The sequence below is a fragment of the Sphingomonas sp. GW821-FHT10F11 genome (genome assembly GCF_058809095.1).
Map to the genome: position 1 here is coordinate 82,914 of NZ_JBXASH010000006.1, position 20,211 is coordinate 103,124.

A 20,211-nucleotide genomic window follows, 5' to 3' on the forward strand; every position below is an offset into this window, starting at 1 on the left:
AGCGATACCAGCGGCTGTCACGGAGCCGCCATCAAGCGGGCGCAAGGGCGGCATTCAGGCAGGAGGAAATGACCATGCAATACCGGATCGATCGCCGCTCGTTCATGCTGACCGGATCGCTGGGGCTTGGCGCCTTCGCCATTCCCGGCTTCGCGCAGACGGCGACGGTGGCGGGTGGTCGCGGCTTCACCCATTCGGTGGCGAGCGGCGAGCCGGCGGCCGATTCGATCCTGCTCTGGACGCGCTATGTGCCCGCGAGCGGCAATGCCGTCGAGCTGAAGGTCGAACTCTCCGACACCGCCGACTTCGCGAAGATCGTCGCGGGCGGCGTGCAGATCACCGGCCCGTGGCGCGACCATACCGCGAAGATCACCGTCGGCGGGCTCGCGCCGGGCCGGACCTATCATTTCCGCTTCGTCGCGCCCGATGGCAGCTTCTCGCCCACAGGCCGCACCAAGACTCTGCCCGAGGGTGCCATCGGCAGCTTCCGCGCGGCGGTCTTCTCCTGCTCCAACCTGCCCTTCGGCTATTTCAACGCCTATGCGCATGCCGCGGCGCGGGGCGATATCGACCTCGCAGTGCATCTCGGCGACTATCTCTACGAATATCCGATCGGCACCTATCCTTCAGCAAAGGAGTCAGTGCCGGGCCGCGTGATCGAGCCGGCGACCGAGATGATCCATCTCGCCGATTACCGGCTGCGCTATGCCAGCTACCGCGCCGACCCGGACTTGCAGAAGCTGCACAGCCTGGTGCCGATGATCGTTCAATGGGACGATCACGAATCCGCGAACGACAGCTGGGAAGGCGGCGCGGAGAACCACCAGGCGGACGAGGGCGACTGGAATGCCCGGCGCGCTGCCTCGATCCAGGTGTTCCGCGAATGGATGCCGGTCTCCGACGAGCCGTGGAAGGCCTATGATATCGGTACGCTGGCGACTCTGTTCCGCACCGAGACCCGGCTGCTCGCCCGGACCGAGCAGCCCGATATCGCGCCCTTGTTCAAGCAGGCCGATCCGATGGCGGCGCTGAAGGCGTTCCGCGACGGCGCATGGGCCGATCCGGGCGCGACGATGATGGGGTCGCAGCAGGAGGATTGGCTGGCCCACGCGATGCGCGCCTCGGTCAAGGCGGGACAGCGCTGGCAAGTGGTCGGCTTCGGCACGATCATGGGCCGGACGGTAATGCCGCTCGCCGCGGCGAGCTGGCTGGCACCCGATGCGAGCGAGCGTTCCAGGAGCTATGTCGAAGCGGGCATCGCGGCGGCGAAGGTCGGACTGCCGTTCAACTTCGACAATTGGGGCGGCTATCCCGCCGCCCGCGCGCGCTTCCTGACATCGTCGCAGGCGCTCGGCGCGAACCTGGTCGTCATCTCGGGCGACAGCCACAATGCCTGGGCGTACGATCTGGCGCAGGACGGCAAGCCAGCGGGGGTCGAATTCGCCGGGCACAGCGTCACCTCCTCGGGCTATGAAGCCGGGCTTGGCGTCGACCCGAAGATTCTGGCCACGGCGCTGGTCGAGGCCAATCCGGAGCTGAAATGGTGCGACACCAGCCGGCGCGGCTATATGGCGATGACGATCACGCCCGAGCGGGTGACCAATGACTGGATCATGGTCGACACGATCAAGGCGCCCTCGGCCAAGGGCAGTATCGGCCATAGCGCCAGCATCGCGCGCGGCCGCAATATGATGGCCTGACACGCAGCTTGACTCGCCCCTCGATTTGCCGTGCTGGCGGATCGAGGGGAGCGGATAACTGACGGGTACGGACCAGATTTCGACCTATCGGCGCGAGATCGACGGGCTGCGGGCGATCGCGGTGCTGGCGGTCGTCCTGTTCCATGCGCGCATCCGCGGCTTTCCCGGCGGGTTCGTCGGGGTGGATATCTTCCTGGTCATCTCGGGCTATCTCATCACCCAGCTGATCCTGCGCGAAAGCGCGGAAGGCGACTTCACCCTGATCGGTTTCTACGAGCGGCGGGTGCGGCGCATCCTGCCGGCGCTGCTGGCTATGTTGACCGCCTCGGGCATTGCGGGCTGGATCCTGCTGCCGGCGGATTTCCGCGATTTCGGCCAGAGCCTCGCGGCGATCGCCCTGCTCGGATCGAACCTGCTCTTCTGGGGCTGGGAAGGCTATTTCAGCCTGACCACCGAGGCGACGCCGCTGCTCCACACCTGGTCGCTGGCGGTGGAGGAGCAATTCTACATCCTGTTTCCGGCGCTGCTCCTGCTGGTGCGGCCCCAGCCTTTTGCGCTGCGCACCGCGCTCCTCGCAGGCGGCCTCGCATCCTTCGCGTACAGCGTCTGGGCGGTTCAGGCCGATCCCGGCGGCGCCTTTTATTCGCCGCTGTCGCGCGCCTGGGAGTTCATGGCGGGCGCGCTGCTCGCCGCCGGGCTGCTGCCCGCGCCGCGCTGGCGCTGGCTGGGCGATACGATCGCGCTGATCGGGCTCGCCGCGATCGGCCATGCGATCTGGACCTTGTCCGAACGATCGGCCTTTCCCGGCCTCGCCGCGGTCGAGCCCGTTCTGGGCGCCGCCGCGATCCTCTATGGCAGCCAGGCTCCGGGCTCACGCGTCGCGCAGGCGCTCGGCGTCAGGCCGCTCGTTGCGATCGGGCTGATCTCCTATTCGCTCTATCTCTGGCATTGGCCGCTGATCGTGTTCGGCAATTATTATCTGCTCGGGCCGTACCGCTATGTCCGGCTGGCGATGGTGCTGCTGGCCTTTCCGCTGGCCTGGCTCTCCTGGCGTTATGTCGAGCTGCCCTTCCGCAAGCCCCGGCTGCTGCTGCCACGGCGCGCCCTGTTCCTGAGCGCGGCCGGCGCGAGCGCGGCGCTTGCGCTGTATGGTGCCGGCATCGCCCTCGCCAACGGCCTGCCATGGCGCTTCGACGCGGCGGTTCAGCGGCTGAACGAACGCGGCCCCGAGCCCGATTACGCATGCGCGGGCCAGCCGATCGACACGATGCGCAGCGATACGCGCTGCCGCATCGGCGGTGCGGCAAGGCGTCCAAGCTTCGTGCTGTGGGGCGATTCGCATGCTGCGGTCTATCTGCCCGCACTCGACATGCTGGCCCGGCGCCACGGCATAGTGGGGTACGATCTGACCTCGCTCGGCTGCCCGCCTTTGCTGCCGGTCCGGGCACAGGAGGAGAAGGCGAACCAATGGATGTTCCGCCCGGAACGGAAACGGGAATGCGCCGCGCGCAACGCGGCGGTGATGCGCTTCCTCGCCGAGGAGCGGCCGCGGGTGGTGCTGCTGGCGGCGCATTGGAGCGTCTATGCCGGCGGGCGGCATCCCGATCCGGAACCGCCGGGCGGCGACCGGCGCGCGTTCGAGGAGGGCGTGCGGCAGTTGCGCGCGCTCGGCATCGCGGTGCAGGTCGTGCTGGACGTGCCCGACGCCCCGTTCGCCGAACCCCGGCGGCTGGCCAAGGCGCAGTTGCTCGGCGTGATGCACAGCATCGAGCCGCGCCGCGCGGAACATTTGCACCGCGACGCCGCCTTCCGCGCCATCGCGGCGGATCTCGAACGGCGCGGGCTGATCGGCGTGATCGATCCGGCGCGCCTGCTCTGCGGGCCGCAGACCTGCAAGGTCACCGATGCGGGCTATCCGCTCTATTTCGACGGCAACCATCTGAGCGAACGCGGCGCGCTCCTGGTGGCGCCGGTGTTCGAGCCGGTGTTGCAGACCCTCGCGCTGCCCGGCGACTAGGGGTTCAGGCGGCCGGTCATTCCCGCATCGCCTCGAACGTCACCCGGTTGATCGGCTCGAGCAGATAGCCGAACAGGGTCCGCTCGCCCGTGCGGACCAGCACCGATGCCGGCAGACCCGGCTTGACCAGCGACGCTGGCACATGCGCCGACGGCGCGATCTCGACGATCATGGTGAAATAGCGCTCCCCGGTCCGCTGGTCGGTCAGCGCATCGGCCGAGACGGTGCGGACCGTGCCCTCGACCACCGGTGCCGTGCGCGATCCGCCCGCCTCCAGCCGCACAAAGGAACGCTGGCCGGGGCGGACATCGTCGGCATGCGCCGGGGTGAGCTGCGCCTCGACCACCAGCCGGAGCGATGACGGAACGATATCGAGCAGCGGCTCGCCCGGGCGCACGACACCGCCGACGGTCGTCACCGCCAGCCCGACCACGGTACCGTCGACCGGCGCGACGATCCGTTTGCGCGCCAGCACCTCGCGCGCGTTGGACAGCTTTTCGGTCACCTCGACCAGCTCGGACTGGACCGATCGCAGCGCCTCGGCCGCGGTCACCCCGCCCTCGCGGCCGACCTGGCGGCGCGCGATACGGGCCTCGGCGATCTGGGCGCGGGCGCGTTCGGCCTGGGCGTTCATCGAATGCTGCTCGCCGCGAAGCTGCGCCGCCGCGCGCTGCAGGGCGAGCAGCCTGGGGCGTGTCGCATAGCCCTTGTCGACCAGCGCGCTGGTGTCGCGGATCTCGCGCTCGAGCAGCGCGAGCTGCTCGCCGCCCGCGGTCGACTGGGCAGTCGACCCCTGCACGTCCTGGCCGAACTGGACGAGCTTCTGGTCGATCTCGGTCTCCTGCCCGCCGCGGCCGGCCTTGCGCGCGCCGAAGGCGGCCCGCTGGGTCGCGATCGCTGCCTGCACCGACGGCGAGGATGCGCGAGCGAGGAGATCGGGCGGGAAGGTGATGCTGTCGCGGCCGGCCAGCTCCGCCTCGCGCGCTGCCTGTTCGGCCCGCAGCGAATCCGCCCGTGCCTGCAGCACCTGGACCTGAAGGCCGGCATCCCCGTCGTTGAGCTGGATCAGCAACTGGCCGGCCTTGACGCGCGTGCCGTCGCGCACCGCGATATTCTTGACGATGCCGCCGTCGAGATGCTGGACGGTCTTGCGCTTGCTTTCGACCGCAACTCGCCCCTGCGCCACGACGCCGCTCATGATCGGCACCAGCGCGCCCCACAGGATGATCACCGTGACGGCCACGCCGAGCCCGATCGCCAGCCGCCGGATCGCCGGCGCGATCGGCCGGGACAGCGCGGTGGCGAGCGCCTCGCGCTCTTCGGCTGTGCGCGGCACCGGCGTCATCGCGTTCATGCCCGCGCTCCCACACCGACATTGGGCAATAGCTGGGGCAGCAATTCGCTCGTCGCGCCGAACCGGGCGATGGTGCCGCCCTTGAGCACCAGGATCTTGTCCAGGCCGTGCACCAGCGCCGGGCGATGCGCGATCACCGCCAGCGTCGCGCCGCGACGGCGCACCTCGGCGATCGCCGCCTTGAGCGCTGCCTCGCCCTCGCCGTCCAGCCCGGTCTCCGGCTCGTCGAGCACGACCAGCATCGGATCGCCGTAGAGCGCACGCGCAAGGCCGATGCGCTGGCGCTGCCCGCCGGACAGGCCGAAGCCCGCCGCCGCCACCGGCGTGTCGTAGCCCTTGGGGAGCCCGAGGATCATGTCGTGCGCGTTCGCCGCCCGCGCGGCGGCGACGATCGCCTGGTCGTCGCGCTCGGTCAGCCGCCCGATATTGTCGGCGACACTGCCCGGCAGCAGAGTCACGTTCTGCGGCAGATAGCCGATATGGCGGCCGAGATCCTCGGGATCATATTGGCTGATGTCAGCCCCGTCGATGCGCACCGACCCGCGGCTGACCGGCCAGGCGCCGACCATCAGCCGGGCGAGCGTCGACTTGCCGGAGCCGGAAGGCCCGATGATCCCGACCGATTCGCCCGCCGCGAGCGCGAAGGAAACGCCCTTCAGGATCGGAGCGGTGCCAGCCGGCGCCGTCGCGATGACATTGTCGAACGTCACCACGCCCTTTGGCGCGGGCAGCTTCAGGGTCACCGGCGGGGCCGACTGGTCGCCCAGCGCGGTCAGGCGCGCCCAGGCGCTCCGCACCGTGAACACCTGGCGCCATGAGGAGAGGATCTGGTCGACCGGGCCGAGCGCCTTGGAGAAGACGATCGAGCAGGCGATGATCGAGCCCATGCTGACCGAACCCTGCACCGCGAGCCAGGTGGCGAGGCCGAGGATCAGGGTCTGGCTGGCCGAGCGGATGCCGCGCACTACCGAGGCGACCCCGCTGGTCGAGACGGTCGCGGTGATCTGCGCGGTCAGTGCCAGCCGGTTGAGTTCGGCCGCGCGCCCCTCGGCGCGGCCGGCATAGCCCATCGCGGTCGCGCTCTCGGCCGAATCGAGATGCGCCTCGAGCGCGTCCCCCGCCTGGCGCTGGCGCGCCACCATCTCGTCGGCGGTGCGCGCCATCGCCCGGCGGCTGATCCAGGCCGCGATCATCAGCGCCGCGGCGCATGCCAGGCTGAGCAGGCCGATCGTCACATGGACGATGAACAGCACGATCACGAACAGCGGCACGAACAACAGGTCGATCAGCGCCGCGGGGATCGGCCCGGTGACGAAGCCGCGCACCTGTTCCAGATCCTCGAACGCCCGCGCCCGGCGCCCTGGCGCGCCGGCAAGCGCTGCCTTGCGCGACACGGCCAGCACATCGGCTTCCATCTCGGCATAGAGCGCGGCGCCGGCCCGCGCGAACACCAGCCCGCGCAGCATCTCGAACAGGGCGGCCAGCCCCACCGCGACGAGCGTGATGCCGGTGATCGCGATCAGCGTCACACCGCTGCGCGACGGGATCACCCGGTCATAGAGCTGGGTAAGATAAAGCGGCGATACCAGGGTCAGCAGATTGATCGCCAGACTCGCGCCCAGCGCGGTCGTCAGCGGCTGGCGAATATAGGGCAAGTCGAGGAAGCGCTTCATGATGCCCTGTTACGACCGAGAAAATATCGAGATGGCCCGATATATCAGCGAAATCCCGCCCGTTGGCGAGTCGCTACGCGTGCGTCGCTGTCGAATAGGATCGAACAAAGGGCAGTGCGCCCAACATCGCCGCCATCTCGCCCCGATCCAGCCGGCGCGTGTTGTGCGAATTGAAGTCGCCCAATAGCGACAGACGCTGCTCGCCCTCGCCGAAATAGGCCTCGTAATTCAGGTCGCGATTGTCCGCCGGGACCCGGTAATAGGCGCCGCGATCCTCGGCGACCGACATTTCCTCGCGGCTGAGCAGGGTCTCGAACAGCTTCTCGCCGTGGCGCGTCCCGATCACCCGTACCGGATGATCGGGCCTGCCCATCACGTCGAGCACTGCGCCGGCCAGATCCTCGATCGTCACGGCCGGCGCCTTCTGGACGAACAGGTCCCCATTGGTGCCGTGATCGAACGCACAGCGGACCAGGTCGACCGCCTCGTCCAGGGTCATCACGAATCGCGTCATCGCCGGATCGGTCACGGTGATCGGCTGGTTCTCGCTGACCTGCTTCATGAACAGGGGCACGACCGATCCGCGCGATGCGAGCACATTGCCGTAACGGGTGCCGCAGATCACCGTGCCGGTGCCCTCGGCGACCCGCGCCTTGGCGATCATCACCTTTTCCATCATCGCCTTGGAGATGCCCATCGCGCTGATCGGATAGACCGCCTTGTCGGTCGAGAGGCACACCACCCGGCTGACGCCGTTGCGGATCGCGGCATCGAGCACATTGTTGGTGCCCAGGATGTTGGTGTTCACTGCCTCCATCGGATGGAATTCGCAGCTCGGCACCTGCTTGAGCGCAGCGGCATGATAGATGAAGTCCACGCCCCGGGTCGCCATGTCGAGCGTGCGGAAATCGCGGACGTCGCCGATATGATATTTGAGGCGCTTGTCCCCGAACCGGATGCGCTGGTCTTCCTGCTTCTTCTCGTCGCGGCTGAAGATGCGGATCTCGCTGATCGGAAGGGCGAGGAAGGTTTCCAGGATGGTCGACCCGAAGGTGCCGGTCCCGCCGGTGATCATCAACGTCTTGCCGGTCAAATCCTGCATCTGAACCGTTTCGCTTCCTGACGGATGTCGGCGGAGATCAAGCGATAGCCGGGCCGCACATTCTTGTCACAGGATTTGGCGGGGCATGGCATTCGCACGGCATGCCGGGATCGCACCTGGCGGAGACGGAGGGATTCGAACCCTCGGTACGAGTAAACCCCGTACGGCGGTTTAGCAAACCGCTGGTTTCAGCCACTCACCCACGTCTCCGGCTTGGCGGCGAAGCGCGGCTATAGCGAGGGGTGTGCTTGCGATCAACCGGCCTTGCGACATGTCATCCGCCGCGAATTCGACTCGGGTCGTCGCGCGGTTCATTGTGGGGCAAGCCGCGCAGGCGCAACATTGCCCCATTAAGCGCCGGGGGAGTATATCGGATGCGCAAGGCCCTTCTTATCCTGTTGCTGGTGGCGACCGCCATCGGCGTCGGCCCTGCGCCGTCGATCGCCCAGGTGCGCACGATCGATCCCAACGAAGCGATCGACAGCGACCTGCAGCGCCAGCAGACCCCACCGCCACCCGCCCGCGAGCCGGACACCGCCGTGCCGGCCGACAGCCAGCCGGCCTATAACGACGCGCCCGCCGCATCGGGATCGCAGCAATATCCGCCCTATGATCCGAGCAACCCCAACATGCCCGCCGGCGGCGGCCAGGCCCAGGGCGCGCCCGCTGACGGCAGCACGGCGCTGGCTGAAGCCAATGCAGACGCTGCCCAGGGCACGACGTTCAAGCGCGAGGAATTGCTCGTCGCCGCCGAAGGCACCTTCGGCAAGGGCGCCTCGGGCCTCGCCGGCATCCTGGAGCGCACGCTCAAGGAGCAGGGCGAGCCCAACGCCTATATCTCCGGCCGCGAGGCCTCGGGCGCGATCGTCGTCGGCTTGCGCTATGGCAGCGGCACGATGTTCCACAAGATCGAGGGGCAGATGCCCGTCTATTGGACCGGCCCGTCGGTCGGCTTCGACCTGGGCGGCGACGCCAACAAGGTGTTCGTGCTGGTCTACAATCTGCATGATTCGGAGGAACTGTACCGCCGCTTCCCGGCGGGCGAGGGCCGGCTCTATTTCGTCGGCGGCTTTGCCGCGACCTATCTGCGCCGCGGCGACATCGTGCTGATCCCGATCCGGCTCGGCGTCGGTTGGCGCCAGGGCGTGAATGTCGGCTATATGAAGTTCAGTCACAAATCGAAATGGCTGCCCTTCTGAGCCCCTATTCGGCCAAGGTGCGGATCATGAAATAAGGGCGGTTCACCTGCTTCGAGGAATCGAGCTGTCATCGTCCATCATCTGAACGATCGTCTGCGAAACGGCAGAGCCTCACAGAATCTGCGTCCGCGCAAAGACCCGACCATAGTCAGCGTCGTCGATCTCCTGGAAGCCCCGCGCTTTCAGAAAGCGTTGCAAGCGCGGATTGGGCACCGCGCAGGTGGCAGCATGGATGGTCCACCGGATCGTGGCGATATCCCGCCCAGCGGCATAGGCGACGATCAGCTTCCAGAGCGCGACCAGCACGCCCTCGCCGCCACCATCGATATGGGCGAGATTGACCTGCAGTTGTCCCGGCGTGCGATTGAATTCGGCCAGGACCGTCGCGCTGCCCATCCGGAAGGCGATCGGATGCCCGAACGCCAAAAGGGCGTCCTGATCCTCAGCGGGCAGCGCGCGGAGTGCCCGGAGCGAGATGCCTTCGATCTCGATCGGGTCGGTCACCTGCAGGGTGTCAGGAGCAGCCGCGAGGCACCTGGTGCACCACGCCGCACGTCAGCCGAACTCCACTGCCTCGAACCGGATCGGCTCGCCCTGCGCCGCGTTGGCGAGCGCGCCGTCCCACATCACCCGTCGGCCGCGCACGATCGTACCGATCGGCCTGCCGGTCAGCGTCATGCCGGTGAAGGGCGACCAGGCGCTGCGCGAGGCGAGCCAGCTTTCCTCGATCGTCCAGCGCGCCTTCAGGTCGACCACGCTGAAATCGGCGTCGTAACCGATCGCGATCCGCCCCTTGCCGATGATGCCGAACACACGCTGCGGTCCGGCGCTGGTCAGGTCGATCACGCGCGCGAGCGTGGTACGACCTTCCGCCACATGGTTGAGCATCAACGGCAGCATGGTCTGCACGCCGGGCATGCCGCTGGGGCTGTCGGGATAGGGCTTGGCCTTCTCCTCCAGCGTGTGCGGCGCATGGTCCGAACCCAGAATGTCGGGCACGCCCTGCTGCAGCCAATGCCACAGCCCCTCGCGGTGCGCGCCCGACCGGATCGGCGGGTTCATCTGCGCCAATGTGCCGAGCCGGGGATAGGCCTCCTCGCCGGCCAGGGTCAGGTGCTGCGGCGTCACCTCGCAGGTCGCGATGTCCTTGTGCTGGCCGAGCAATTCCAGCTCGGCCGGGGTCGTCACATGCAGCACATGGATGCGCCGCCCCGCGTCGCGCGCCAGCTTCAGAATGCGCTTTGTCGCCAGCAGCGCGCTCTCGTCGTCGCGCCATACCGGATGCGAGGAAGCATCGCCCGGCACGCGCTCGCCGGCACGCGCGTTCATCCGCGCCTCGTCCTCGGCATGGATCGCGACGCGCCTGTGGCCCGAGGCGAGCACCTCGGCGAGCGACGAATCCTCGGCGACGAGCAGGTCCCCGGTCGAGGCGCCCATGAAGATTTTCACCCCCGCCGTGCCCGGCAGCCGCTCGAGTTCGGCCAGTGCCGCGGCGTTATGGTTGGTTGCCCCGACATAGAAGGCATGGTCGCACCACATGCGGTGATGCGCCCGGGTCAGTTTGTCCTGGATCGCTTCGGCGCTGTCGGTATTGGGCTTGGTGTTGGGCATCTCGAACACGGCGGTCACCCCGCCGAGCACGGCGGCGCGGCTGCCGCTTTCGAGATCCTCCTTGTGGACCAGCCCCGGCTCGCGGAAATGGACTTGGGTGTCGATCACGCCGGGCAGGATATCGAGGCCCGCACAGTCGATCGTCTCGCCCGCGTCGCCCGCCCCGCCGATCGCGACGATCCGGCCCCCGCGCACGCCGATATCGGCCTGGATCGGGCCGGCCGGCGTGTGGACGGTGCCGCCCGTCAGCTTCAGGTCATAAGTCGCTGTCACGATCGCCTCCGGCTCTTCCGCTTGCCCGGCCGACCTCCTACCTGTTCGCCATGAGCGAAACCACCCCGCATACCACGATGCTCGCCGATCGCGCGCTGATCCGGATCGCCGGCGATGATGTGCGCGGGTTCCTGCAGGGCCTGGTGACTCAGGACGTCACGACACTCGATGCCTCGGCGCCGCGCTGGGCCGGCCTGCTGACACCGCAGGGCAAGGCGCTGTTCGATTTCCTGCTCTGGGCGGATGGCGACGCCGTGCTGGTCGACTGCGAAGCGGACGCCGCCGATGGGCTCGCCCGGCGCCTGACGATCTACCGATTGCGCCGCGCGATCATGATCGAGCGGGTCGCCGGCGCAGTGCATTGGTCACCCGACGGCGATCGCGGCGTGGCCGATCCGCGCCTTCCCGAACTCGGCCGGCGCTGGCTCGGCGAGGCTGGCGAGGCGGCAGCCGGCTGGAAGGCTCATCGCCTGTCGCTCGGCGTCACCGAAGGCGTCGAGGAGCTGGGGTCGGACAAGACGCTCTGGCTTGAGGCCAATGCCCGCGAGTTGAACGGCGTCAGCTTCACCAAGGGCTGTTATGTCGGCCAGGAGAACACCGCGCGCATGCATCACCGCGCCAAGGTCAATCGCCGCCTGGTGGTCGCGCCGATCGCCGAGCCGGGCGACCGTACGCGCGCAACCTATCCCGATCTCGGGCTGATGGTCGAGCTGCGCCGGGTCGAGGCGCTGGGCGATGCGATCACGCCGCCCTGGCTCCAGGCCGCGTTGCTTTCATAGGGCGGCGCGAGCAAGATGGTCGCGCGTTCCCCAATTGGGTGATCCACGTCCGCCCCGGCTTGTGCCGGCCGACAACCAGAGAGGAACCTTATGACCTTTTCGCTCCACGCCGCCACCATTCCTTCCCAGTTGCAGATGCTCGGCGCCGTGGCCGGCCTGATCGGCAAGGCCGAGGCCTATTGCGCTGAAAAGGGGCTTGCGCCCGACGATATCATCCAGGCCCGGCTCGCCGATGACATGCTGCCTTTCGCCTATCAGGTGAAATCGGCGACGGTTCATTCGCTCGGCGCGATCGAGGGGGTGCGCCGGGGCGGCTTCTCGCCCGACACGTCGACGCCGCCGGGGGATTTCGCCGGGCTTTCCGCGCGGGTTTCCGAAACGATCGCCGCGCTCAGCGCAATCGACCCGGCCGAGATCGACGGCTTTATCGGGCAGGAGGTGTACTTCTCCTTCGGCGAGCGCCGGATCGACTTTACCGCCGAGGAGTTCCTGCTCTCCTTCTCGCAACCCAATTTTTATTTTCACACCACGACGGCATACGACATCCTGCGCTGGAAGGGCGTGCCGCTGGTCAAACGCGATTTCATGGGCAGGCCACGCGCAAAGGCGTGAGCCCGCGCGCCTGAGAAGATGGGCCCTCCTCCTCGGAAAAGGGGGCGGCGCCTATCGCCCGATCGAGCTATAGGCGAAGCCGGCCTTCTCGACCTCGGGCGCGCGATAGACGTTGCGCAGGTCGACCATCACCTTGCCGTTCATGATGCCGGCCAGTCGGCCCAGGTCGAGCGCGCGATAGGTGTCCCACTCGGTCACGATCACCACCGCGTCGGCACCCTCGGCCGCCTCATAGGCGTCGCCGCAATAGGTCACGGCGGGCATCATCGTCTTCGCGATCTCCATGCCTTCCGGGTCATGGGCGCGGACGGTCGCACCGGCGTCGAGCAGGCTCTGCACGATCGCCAGGCTCGGCGCGTCGCGCATGTCGTCGGTGTTGGGCTTGAAGGTCAGGCCGAGGATCGCGACGGTCTTGCCCTTGCCCTCGCCGCCCAGCGCCTTGATCACCTTGCGGCCCATCGCGCGCTTGCGGTTGTCGTTGACCTGCACCACCGCCTCGACGATGCGGATCGGCGTCTCGTAATCCTCGGACGTCTTGAGCAGCGCCAGCGTGTCCTTCGGGAAACACGACCCGCCATAGCCCGGGCCGGCATGCAGAAACTTCGAGCCGATACGATTGTCGAGGCCGATGCCGCGCGACACATCCTGCACATTCGCGCCGACCGCTTCGCAGAGATCCGCGATCTCGTTGATGAAGGTGATCTTGGTCGCGAGGAACGCGTTCGCCGCATATTTGATCAGTTCGGAGGTGCGGCGGCCGGTGAACAGGATCGGGCTCTCGTTGAGATAGAGCGGACGGTAGATATCGCGCATCACCTGTTGCGCGCGCGCATCTTCGGTACCGACGACGATTCGGTCGGGGCGCTTGAAGTCGCCGATCGCGGCACCCTCGCGCAGGAATTCGGGATTGGAGACGACCGCGATCTCATAGTCGCCGGCCACTTCAGTCATGATCTCCTCGACCTTGTCGCCGGTGCCGACGGGCACGGTCGACTTGGTGACGATCACGATCGGGCCGTCGATCGCCGCGGCGATCTCGCGCGATGCCTCGAAGACATAGGTCAGGTCGGCATGGCCGTCGCCGCGCCGCGAGGGCGTGCCGACCGCGATGAACACGGCGTCCGCGCCGGAGACGGCGGATTTCAGGTCGGTGGTGAAGCTCAGCCGGCCGGCCGCGACATTGGTCGCCACCAGCGTGTCGAGACCGGGCTCGAAGATCGGCATCTTGCCCGCCTCGAGCGCGGCGATCTTGCTCGCATCCTTGTCGACGCAGATCACGTCATGGCCGAAATCCGAAAAACAGGCGCCAGATACCAGACCAACATAGCCCGAACCGATCATCGTTATCCGCATGCCTGATACCCTGTTTCATAGGTGGATGGCGCCGCCAGCGGCCCGCATTCCTCTAGCGGAACAGGGGCCGATTGCCAGCCCCGCCCTTCGCCGTTGCAGCACAAAACCGGCTGGACCGAAGAAAAAGTCGACGGATCGGCCGGGCGACGAAGATGAAAGGGTCGGCAGCGCATGATCTCATGCCGAATCGACGGCCGGCCGGCGCGACAGATTCGTCGCGCACAAACGAAAAGGGAGACCGGCAAGCCGATCTCCCTCTCGATTCTTCGAACTCAAGTCCGGGCTTAGTTGCCCGAGCCAGGTCCGTAGGTAACTTCCACGCGGCGGTTCTGAACCTCGCGGACGCCATCGGCGGTCGCGACCCGCGGCTTGCTCTCGCCGAATGCTTCGGTCGAGATCACGCCCTCGGGGATCGAGTGAGCGGACAGATAAGCCTTCACCGAGTCCGCACGACGCTGCGAGAGACCCACATTGTAGGCGGGTGCGCCCGAACGGTCGGCGTGGCCGGCCAGCATGACCTGCGCGTTGCCGCAATTCTGGTACTGGGTGACGGCGTTGTCGAGGATCGACGACGCGTCCGGCGTGATGTCCGACTTGTCCCATTCGAAGAACACGATGAACGGGCCAGGCGAGCAGACCGGCGGCGCCACAACCGGAACCGGCTCCGGCGGAGGCGGCGGGGGAGGCGGCGGGGGCGGCGGCGGCGGAGGCGGCGGTGCCGGCGGCTCGCCGAAATTGTAGGTCAGACCACCCAGGATGCTGTGCGAGCGATACCGGGTATCGACCGCACGGCCCGAAACGTCGACGAGCTTGACGTTGTTGGCGTTGAAGAAGCGATATTTGAACGTCGCATCGAGGTGGCTGGTCAGCGGAGCACGCAGACCGGCGATACCCTGCCACGCAAAGACCGTGTCGGAATCGTCGATGAAGTTGCTGAGCGTGTTCAGGCCGATCCGCGTCTTGACGCGAGCGACACCGACACCGCCGCCGACAAAGCCCTGGATACCATCGTCGTCACCGAAATCGAGCAGGCCGTTCAGCATGAAGCTGAGCGCCGTCGTACGGCCACCGGCATAATCATAGGTACCGGGAGGAGCGTTGATCGGCACACCCTGGAAGTTCCGGATCGGGGTGGTCGTCGTCGAGGAATAGGAGTCGACGGTCGAGTTCTTGTAGCCGACTTCGGTTTCAACGCGGAACGCGCCGAAATCGTAGCCAATCACGCCATCGACATCATAACCATAATGGTTGTCGACAGTCGCTGCGTCGGAAAGCGCGCCGATATCAAAATGCATATCTTCGACGAGCAGCGCACCACCTTCGACACCCACATACCACGAATCGTCGCGGGCCAGGGCGGGTGAGGCGAGAGCGGTGGAGGCGAGCGCCATAGCAACGGCAAGCTTCCGCATAAAAATCCCCTTTCTTCGTTGTCACTCGGACAGCGCAAACTCCCTACCCAAAGGAAGGTTTCCGCGCAAGCGAACAAATTCCGATGGCTGTTGCTGAAGCGCAACAGCTTTGGCTCTTTTTCGACGGCATTCACGGCATGTCGGCACGAGCATCGGCACATGCCCCCGGCGGTGCCCCACGGGACCACACGCGAACGGACGCACCCGCAACATCGCGGCGCGGTTCGCGCCGGCGTTGCGGGCCGCGCTGCCCGGCCCGCGCCTTTCCCCTCGCCAAAGCGCGCGATTGTGCGGCTCCCGGCTGCGTATGCGGGCCATGGCAGGCCGCCCAGAAGGAGCAGCGAATCGGCGCGCGCCGATGGAAAAGGGGCATCGACGCACCTCCGGACGAGATGGCGTTTCAGGCCTTGGTCCAGGTTTCGGCGACGCGATGAAATGCCGCAAGTGCGAATGAAATTATGCCCGTTATGGGACAATTTCCCCGCACTTGGTTCGAAGGTGGCCGCGCGGCGCCTGAATCAATCCCGGGATAAACCGGAATCGACGCTGCCGAGTCGCGACCGGACGGAACTCATCGGGGGGATTCGCGGTACGACCGGACCGATCGGCGCGATGGCGAATGGATCAGTCGGGCTCGACCGCCTGGATATTCGCCGCCTGCTTGCCCTTCGGCCCCTCGATCACGTCGAACGACACCCGCTGTCCTTCAGCAAGCGTCTTGAAGCCCGGCATGTTGATGCCGGAAAAATGGACGAACAAATCCTCGCCGCCGTCGTCCGGGGTCAGGAAGCCGAAACCCTTCGCGTCGTTGAACCATTTTACCGTTCCGGTCGCCATGGTCTCTCTCCTCTCACCGCAAGCCTATGCCAGCCCCGCGGGCCTTCCAAGTCAATTATGTTTCGGATGAGTAACAGTTATCTCCATATCGCCCTGCTTACTCGACGCCGCTTACTCGCGATCGCGCAACTGTACCTCGCCTCTTTGATTTCGATCAGCTTCGTAGCACAACAGAGCGATGAATGGTTCATTGGACTATTACGCCGTCCTCGGCCTGTCGCCCCAGGCGGATGACGTCGTCGTCCATGCCGCGTGGAAGGCGCTGCTCCGCAAGCATCACCCCGACACCAATGCGAGCGACCGGGCGACGGAGCGAGCCCGCGAGATCAACGAAGCATTCGCGGTGCTCGGCAAGCCCGACAGCCGCGCCGACTATGATCGCGCGCGGGGCGGCCGGCCGGTCATCACACCGCACCGCCAGCCGCCACCCATCTTCCGCCCGGCACCGCCGCGTCGTCGGCGGATCCGCGGACCGGCGATCAGCCTGATCCTGTTGCTGCTGGTCGCGGCGCCCACCGCCACGCTCGCGCTGCTCGCCAATCCGGACACCGCCCCGGCGACTCACCGCACGCTGGTCGCCTATACCGCTGACAGCCCGCTCGCCTCGGACCTGCTCGCCCGATTCGAACGTCTGGTTCCGAACGCGTCGGTCGAGACGATGCCGCCGACCCAGGAGGACGAACGCGCCGACAGCTAAAGCCGCTTCGCCAGCCAGATGATGTGGCGCGCGCCGCGACCGCCCCGCGCCTTCACGACGACTTCCTCGACCGCGAACCCCGCCGTCTCCAGGCGCCGCACGAATTTCGCGTCCGCCGCCGCCGACCAGACCGCCAGGATACCGCCCGGGCGAAGCGCCGATCGGGCCGCATCGAGCCCGGTCGCGCCGTAGAGCCGGTCATTGCCGCGCCGGGTCAGGCCGTCGGGCCCATTATCGACATCGAGCAGGATCGCATCCCAGGCGCCCCGCACGCCGGCCCCCGTACCGGCGATCAGCGCGCCGACATCCTCCTCGGCGACGGTCACCCGCCGATCGTCCAGGCTCCCGTCGAAGATCGGCGCCATCGGCCCGCGCGCCCAGGCGACCACCGCCGGCACCAGCTCGGCCACGGTGATCATCGCATCCGGCCCAAGGCAGCCCAGCGCCGCGCGCAGGGTGAAACCCATGCCGAGTCCGCCGATCAGCAGGCGCGGTGCCGGCATGGCCACCAGACGATCGCACACCAGGGTCGCCAGCGCCTCTTCCGATCCCGAAAGCCGGCTGTTCATCAGCTCGTTCGCGCCGAGCATGATCGAGAAGTCGTCGCCGCGCCGGAACAGCCGCAGCTCGCCGCCACCGGGCACCTGCGCCGTATCGATCAGTATCCGGGGAACCATCTTCGCTCTTTCGTCCTGAAGCGCCGCCCACCTTCGGGGTTGGCCATATGGGGTTGGCGGGGGCGGCAATTGCGCTACCGTATCGCCATGAACGAGTCATGCACGCATCTGGACGGCATCCGCGACGTCGTGCCGAGCGCCGACGGGTGCGAGGAGTGTCTCAAGACCGGCGACTGGTGGGTCCATCTGCGCCTGTGCCGTAGCTGCGGCCATGTCGGCTGCTGCGACGATTCGCCGAACCGCCACGCCACGGCGCATTTCCATGCGACCGGGCATCCGATCATCGAGGGCTATGATCCGCCCGAAGGCTGGGGCTGGTGCTATGTCGACGAGGTCGATTTCGACCTGTCGGACCGTATGACGCCGCATCCGCGGCCGATCCCGCGCTTCATCTAGACGAACCGGACCGGCACGGGATTCTTTCGAATCCGCGCCGATCCGGTTAGATATTCGTGCGATGGAGGCGCCGCATTGCGCGGCGCCCCGCATCAGATCAGCGGCACTTCACCTGCTGGTTGTTCTGGTCGATCGACTTGCCGGCGACGCCGCCGACGATCGCGCCCAGGATGGTGCCGACGCCGCGCGAATGGCCGCCGTCGATCACATTGCCCAGGATGCCGCCGCCGATCGCGCCGACGATCAGGCCGGTCGTGCCGTCGTTGCGCTTGCAATAATAGCGGCCGTCGCTGCCCCGATAGACCCGCTCGTCAGCGCTCAGCACGCGCTCGCGATAATTCGGCCCTTCGCGATAATAGCGCGACGGTTCGTAACCGCTCTCGACCCGGTCGTCATTATAATAGCCGCCCGGGCCGCCGGGGCCGCGATCATAGCCGCCGCCCGGACCGCCATAGCCACCGCCTCGGTTGCGCGATGCCTGCTGATAGCGGTCGAATTCCTGCTGGAACACGCGCAGCTCGTTCTGGAGCCGCTGCTGCGCCTGCTGGAAACGGGCATCGTCCTGCGCGGTCTGCGCGAAGCCGGGCGTGGCGATCGCCAGGCAGCTGGTGGCCGCGATGACGGCGATCTTGGTGAAGCGACTCATGATATTCTCCCTAGGATGTTACGCGTTCATAACAAATGATCCGGCCGAATGTTGCGCGGTTGCAACCAACACCGCGACAAAAAGGGGCGGCGGCCAAAGCCGCCGCCCGATGCGTCGCCGATCAGCGGCAGACGCGGACCCGGTGGCCATAGCGCCAGATCGTCCGGCAGTGATTGCGGTGACGATTCCAGCCATAATGCCGGCGGTCATAACCGTAATGACGGCCGCGGTCGCGATACCCGCCGCGATACCGGTCCCGGTCGCGATAGCGGTCCCGATCGCGATATCCGTCGCGATCGCGCTGCCCGTCACGATAGCCGTCCCGGTCATGGTCCCGGCTCTGCGCCATGGCGCTCGTGCTGACGCCCATCGACGCGACGGCAAGGCCGGCGGCGGCAAGCAAAATGGTGATCTTCATGACAACTCCTCTCAAGCCCATACATCGGGCGATGAGGAGAGATACGCGCCAGTTCGAGCATGGTTGCTGAACATGGTTGTCGGGCTAGGTACAGGTTTCCAGCGGAAGACATTGGCGGCGCAATCGCCGCCGCGTCGATTCAACATGCATGGTTTGGTGCTAATGTGGTGCACGATCGGCCTGCATCAACAGTCCGCATTCGCTCTTTCTTATCGTTGGCACAGTCGGAAAATCTCGCAGATGTTCGCCTGTTACGCACCTGTTCCGTACCTGTTATCCACCTGTTATCGCGGAACAGGTGGATTGGCGGCATCTCACTGGAATTGGTGGATAAACCTGCTCGCAAAATCCAACATAACAGGTGAAGAAAAAAATTCGGCCGGAATAACAGGTGGAACAGGCGGCGCCGTCGCTACCCGATCGCCTCGACCACCCCCGCCCAGGCGGCGATCTCGGCGTCGAAATGCCGCGCGACGATCAGGTCGCCGGCCAGCCCGCGCTCCCAGTCGACCTCGGCCGATCCTTCCCATTCGAAGGTCGCATTGCCCGACAGGCGGACCATGCCGTCGCTCTCGGCCTGGGCGCGGACCAGGCCCCCGCGGTTGAACACGGTCAGCTCGTCGCCGAATTCGGCCCGGCCGGTCAGACAGGCGGCGAAGGTGGAGGCGGCCATCGCGCTGCCGCAGCTGTCGGTCAGGCCGACGCCGCGTTCGAAGGTGCGCACGAACAGACCGTTTGGCCGCAGCTCGACATAGGAGACATTGGCGCGGTTCGGCAGCCACGGCGGCGCCGCCTCGCAGACTTCGCCCACCGCGACCAACTCCGCCTCGTCGACGCTGTCGACGAAGCTCACCAGATGCGGGTTGGGCATCGCCACCGCGATGAAGCTGCGCGCGGTCGGCAACAGGGCGATCGGCTGCTGGACGATCTCGTGCGCGTCGATATCGAGCGGCCAGCGCGTCACGTCGAGATCGGCGGGGCCCGCCGTCTCGCGGATCGTCACCACGCCGGGCGCGATATCGGCGTCGCGCGCCGCCTCGGCTGCGCTGGTCTTCAGGCGCACCAGCGCACGGTCGATGCCGAGGCGCTCGAACCCGAGCCGGGCGACGCAGCGCAGGCCATTGAGGCAGGTCTCCGCCTCGCTGCCGTCCGAATTGAACATGCGCATGCCAAAGGCGTGGATCTTGTCGCCCGGCGTCAGCAGCAACAGCCCGTCGCCACCGACCGGCCCGCGCCGATCCGCCAGCGCCCGCGCGACGCCGGCCCAGACCGTATCGTCGAGCATGATCTCGCGCGCATCGATCAGGGGGAAATCATTGCCCGAGCCATGGCATTTGATGAAGTCGAACTGCATGGGCGGCGTCCTAGCCGAAATCGCGGCCATGCTCCACCATCGCCACGATCCGCGCGGGGCGATTGATCCACCCTACTTCTGATCCAACCGGCTTCTCTATA

General features: G+C 66.9%; 19 protein-coding genes and 1 tRNA gene. 7 read left to right on the forward strand and 13 right to left on the reverse strand.

Features of this window, described 5'->3' with window-relative positions:
- Window positions 1-74: 74 nt before the first annotated feature.
- Window positions 75-1,700, forward strand: coding sequence for an alkaline phosphatase D family protein (locus tag AC1RT8_RS17440; protein WP_493076959.1), 1,626 nt, complete (start codon window positions 75-77; stop codon window positions 1,698-1,700).
- A 106-nt stretch (window positions 1,701-1,806) separates the two neighbouring features.
- Entirely contained in the window at window positions 1,807-3,717 is a 1,911-nt protein-coding gene (locus AC1RT8_RS17445) for an acyltransferase family protein (RefSeq protein WP_493077298.1), read from the forward strand.
- A 16-nt stretch (window positions 3,718-3,733) separates the two neighbouring features.
- Here the strand turns inward: AC1RT8_RS17445 and AC1RT8_RS17450 are convergent, their stop codons facing one another.
- From AC1RT8_RS17450 to AC1RT8_RS17465, 4 genes are all read right to left on the reverse strand, one after another.
- On the reverse strand, window positions 3,734-5,071 hold the full coding sequence (locus AC1RT8_RS17450; protein WP_493076961.1) for an HlyD family type I secretion periplasmic adaptor subunit: 1,338 nt from the start codon (window positions 5,069-5,071) through the stop codon (window positions 3,734-3,736).
- Complete coding sequence (locus tag AC1RT8_RS17455) at window positions 5,068-6,744, reverse strand: type I secretion system permease/ATPase (RefSeq protein ID WP_493076963.1); 1,677 nt, start codon at window positions 6,742-6,744, stop codon at window positions 5,068-5,070. The genes AC1RT8_RS17450 and AC1RT8_RS17455 overlap by 4 nt, the downstream gene beginning before the upstream one ends.
- Window positions 6,745-6,817: 73 nt before the next feature.
- Window positions 6,818-7,846 carry a polysaccharide biosynthesis protein gene (locus AC1RT8_RS17460; protein WP_493076965.1) on the reverse strand — a complete coding sequence of 343 codons (1,029 nt, stop codon included), beginning with the start codon at window positions 7,844-7,846 and terminating at the stop codon, window positions 6,818-6,820.
- 117 nt (window positions 7,847-7,963) lie between these two features.
- Window positions 7,964-8,056, reverse strand: a tRNA-Ser gene (locus AC1RT8_RS17465).
- 164 nt (window positions 8,057-8,220) lie between these two features.
- Here AC1RT8_RS17465 and AC1RT8_RS17470 point away from each other — a divergent pair.
- Window positions 8,221-9,045 carry a DUF1134 domain-containing protein gene (locus tag AC1RT8_RS17470; protein WP_493076967.1) on the forward strand — a complete coding sequence of 275 codons (825 nt, stop codon included), beginning with the start codon at window positions 8,221-8,223 and terminating at the stop codon, window positions 9,043-9,045.
- A 111-nt stretch (window positions 9,046-9,156) separates the two neighbouring features.
- Here AC1RT8_RS17470 and AC1RT8_RS17475 read toward each other — a convergent pair whose 3' ends face one another.
- Together AC1RT8_RS17475 and AC1RT8_RS17480 are read right to left on the reverse strand one after the other, a co-directional pair.
- Window positions 9,157-9,549 (reverse strand): hypothetical protein, encoded by a 393-nt coding sequence (locus tag AC1RT8_RS17475; protein ID WP_493076969.1) that lies wholly within the window; start codon window positions 9,547-9,549, stop codon window positions 9,157-9,159.
- A 51-nt stretch (window positions 9,550-9,600) separates the two neighbouring features.
- Entirely contained in the window at window positions 9,601-10,929 is a 1,329-nt protein-coding gene (locus tag AC1RT8_RS17480; protein WP_493076971.1) for a dihydroorotase, read from the reverse strand.
- A 50-nt stretch (window positions 10,930-10,979) separates the two neighbouring features.
- On the opposite strand from AC1RT8_RS17480, the gene ygfZ reads away from it, so the two are divergent.
- Window positions 10,980-11,708: a CAF17-like 4Fe-4S cluster assembly/insertion protein YgfZ gene (ygfZ, locus tag AC1RT8_RS17485; RefSeq protein ID WP_493076973.1), complete on the forward strand. Its 729-nt coding sequence runs from the start codon at window positions 10,980-10,982 to the stop codon at window positions 11,706-11,708.
- Window positions 11,709-11,798: 90 nt separating this feature from the next.
- A complete protein-coding gene (locus AC1RT8_RS17490; protein ID WP_493076975.1) occupies window positions 11,799-12,320 on the forward strand; it encodes a DUF1993 domain-containing protein in 522 nt (173 codons plus the stop codon).
- A gap of 51 nt (window positions 12,321-12,371) precedes the next feature.
- On the opposite strand, the gene AC1RT8_RS17495 is transcribed toward AC1RT8_RS17490, so the two are convergent.
- The 3 genes from AC1RT8_RS17495 to AC1RT8_RS17505 form a co-directional block, all read right to left on the reverse strand.
- A complete protein-coding gene (locus tag AC1RT8_RS17495; RefSeq protein ID WP_493076977.1) occupies window positions 12,372-13,673 on the reverse strand; it encodes a UDP-glucose dehydrogenase family protein in 1,302 nt (433 codons plus the stop codon).
- 284 nt (window positions 13,674-13,957) lie between these two features.
- The gene (locus tag AC1RT8_RS17500; protein WP_493076979.1) at window positions 13,958-15,085 is read right to left on the reverse strand and encodes an OmpA family protein; all 1,128 of its coding nucleotides are present in this window, start codon (window positions 15,083-15,085) and stop codon (window positions 13,958-13,960) included.
- Window positions 15,086-15,709: 624 nt separating this feature from the next.
- Complete coding sequence (locus tag AC1RT8_RS17505; RefSeq protein WP_493076980.1) at window positions 15,710-15,922, reverse strand: cold-shock protein; 213 nt, start codon at window positions 15,920-15,922, stop codon at window positions 15,710-15,712.
- Window positions 15,923-16,112: 190 nt separating this feature from the next.
- On the opposite strand from AC1RT8_RS17505, the gene AC1RT8_RS17510 reads away from it, so the two are divergent.
- On the forward strand, window positions 16,113-16,619 hold the full coding sequence (locus tag AC1RT8_RS17510) for a DnaJ domain-containing protein (protein ID WP_493076982.1): 507 nt from the start codon (window positions 16,113-16,115) through the stop codon (window positions 16,617-16,619).
- On the opposite strand, the gene AC1RT8_RS17515 is transcribed toward AC1RT8_RS17510, so the two are convergent.
- Window positions 16,616-17,296 carry a polyamine aminopropyltransferase gene (locus AC1RT8_RS17515; protein ID WP_493076984.1) on the reverse strand — a complete coding sequence of 227 codons (681 nt, stop codon included), beginning with the start codon at window positions 17,294-17,296 and terminating at the stop codon, window positions 16,616-16,618. The two genes, AC1RT8_RS17510 and AC1RT8_RS17515, sit on opposite strands and share 4 nt — an antisense overlap.
- A gap of 87 nt (window positions 17,297-17,383) precedes the next feature.
- Here AC1RT8_RS17515 and AC1RT8_RS17520 point away from each other — a divergent pair, with 87 nt between their 5' ends.
- Window positions 17,384-17,692 (forward strand): UBP-type zinc finger domain-containing protein, encoded by a 309-nt coding sequence (locus AC1RT8_RS17520; protein ID WP_493076986.1) that lies wholly within the window; start codon window positions 17,384-17,386, stop codon window positions 17,690-17,692.
- 97 nt (window positions 17,693-17,789) lie between these two features.
- Here AC1RT8_RS17520 and AC1RT8_RS17525 read toward each other — a convergent pair whose 3' ends face one another.
- The 3 genes from AC1RT8_RS17525 to dapF all read right to left on the reverse strand — a co-directional run bounded on the left by AC1RT8_RS17525 (window position 17,790) and on the right by dapF (window position 20,110).
- A complete protein-coding gene (locus AC1RT8_RS17525) occupies window positions 17,790-18,338 on the reverse strand; it encodes a glycine zipper 2TM domain-containing protein (RefSeq protein WP_493076987.1) in 549 nt (182 codons plus the stop codon).
- Window positions 18,339-18,459: 121 nt separating this feature from the next.
- Window positions 18,460-18,756: a hypothetical protein gene (locus AC1RT8_RS17530; RefSeq protein ID WP_493076988.1), complete on the reverse strand. Its 297-nt coding sequence runs from the start codon at window positions 18,754-18,756 to the stop codon at window positions 18,460-18,462.
- A 412-nt stretch (window positions 18,757-19,168) separates the two neighbouring features.
- Complete coding sequence (dapF, locus tag AC1RT8_RS17535; RefSeq protein WP_493076989.1) at window positions 19,169-20,110, reverse strand: diaminopimelate epimerase; 942 nt, start codon at window positions 20,108-20,110, stop codon at window positions 19,169-19,171.
- Window positions 20,111-20,211: the final 101 nt, after the last annotated feature.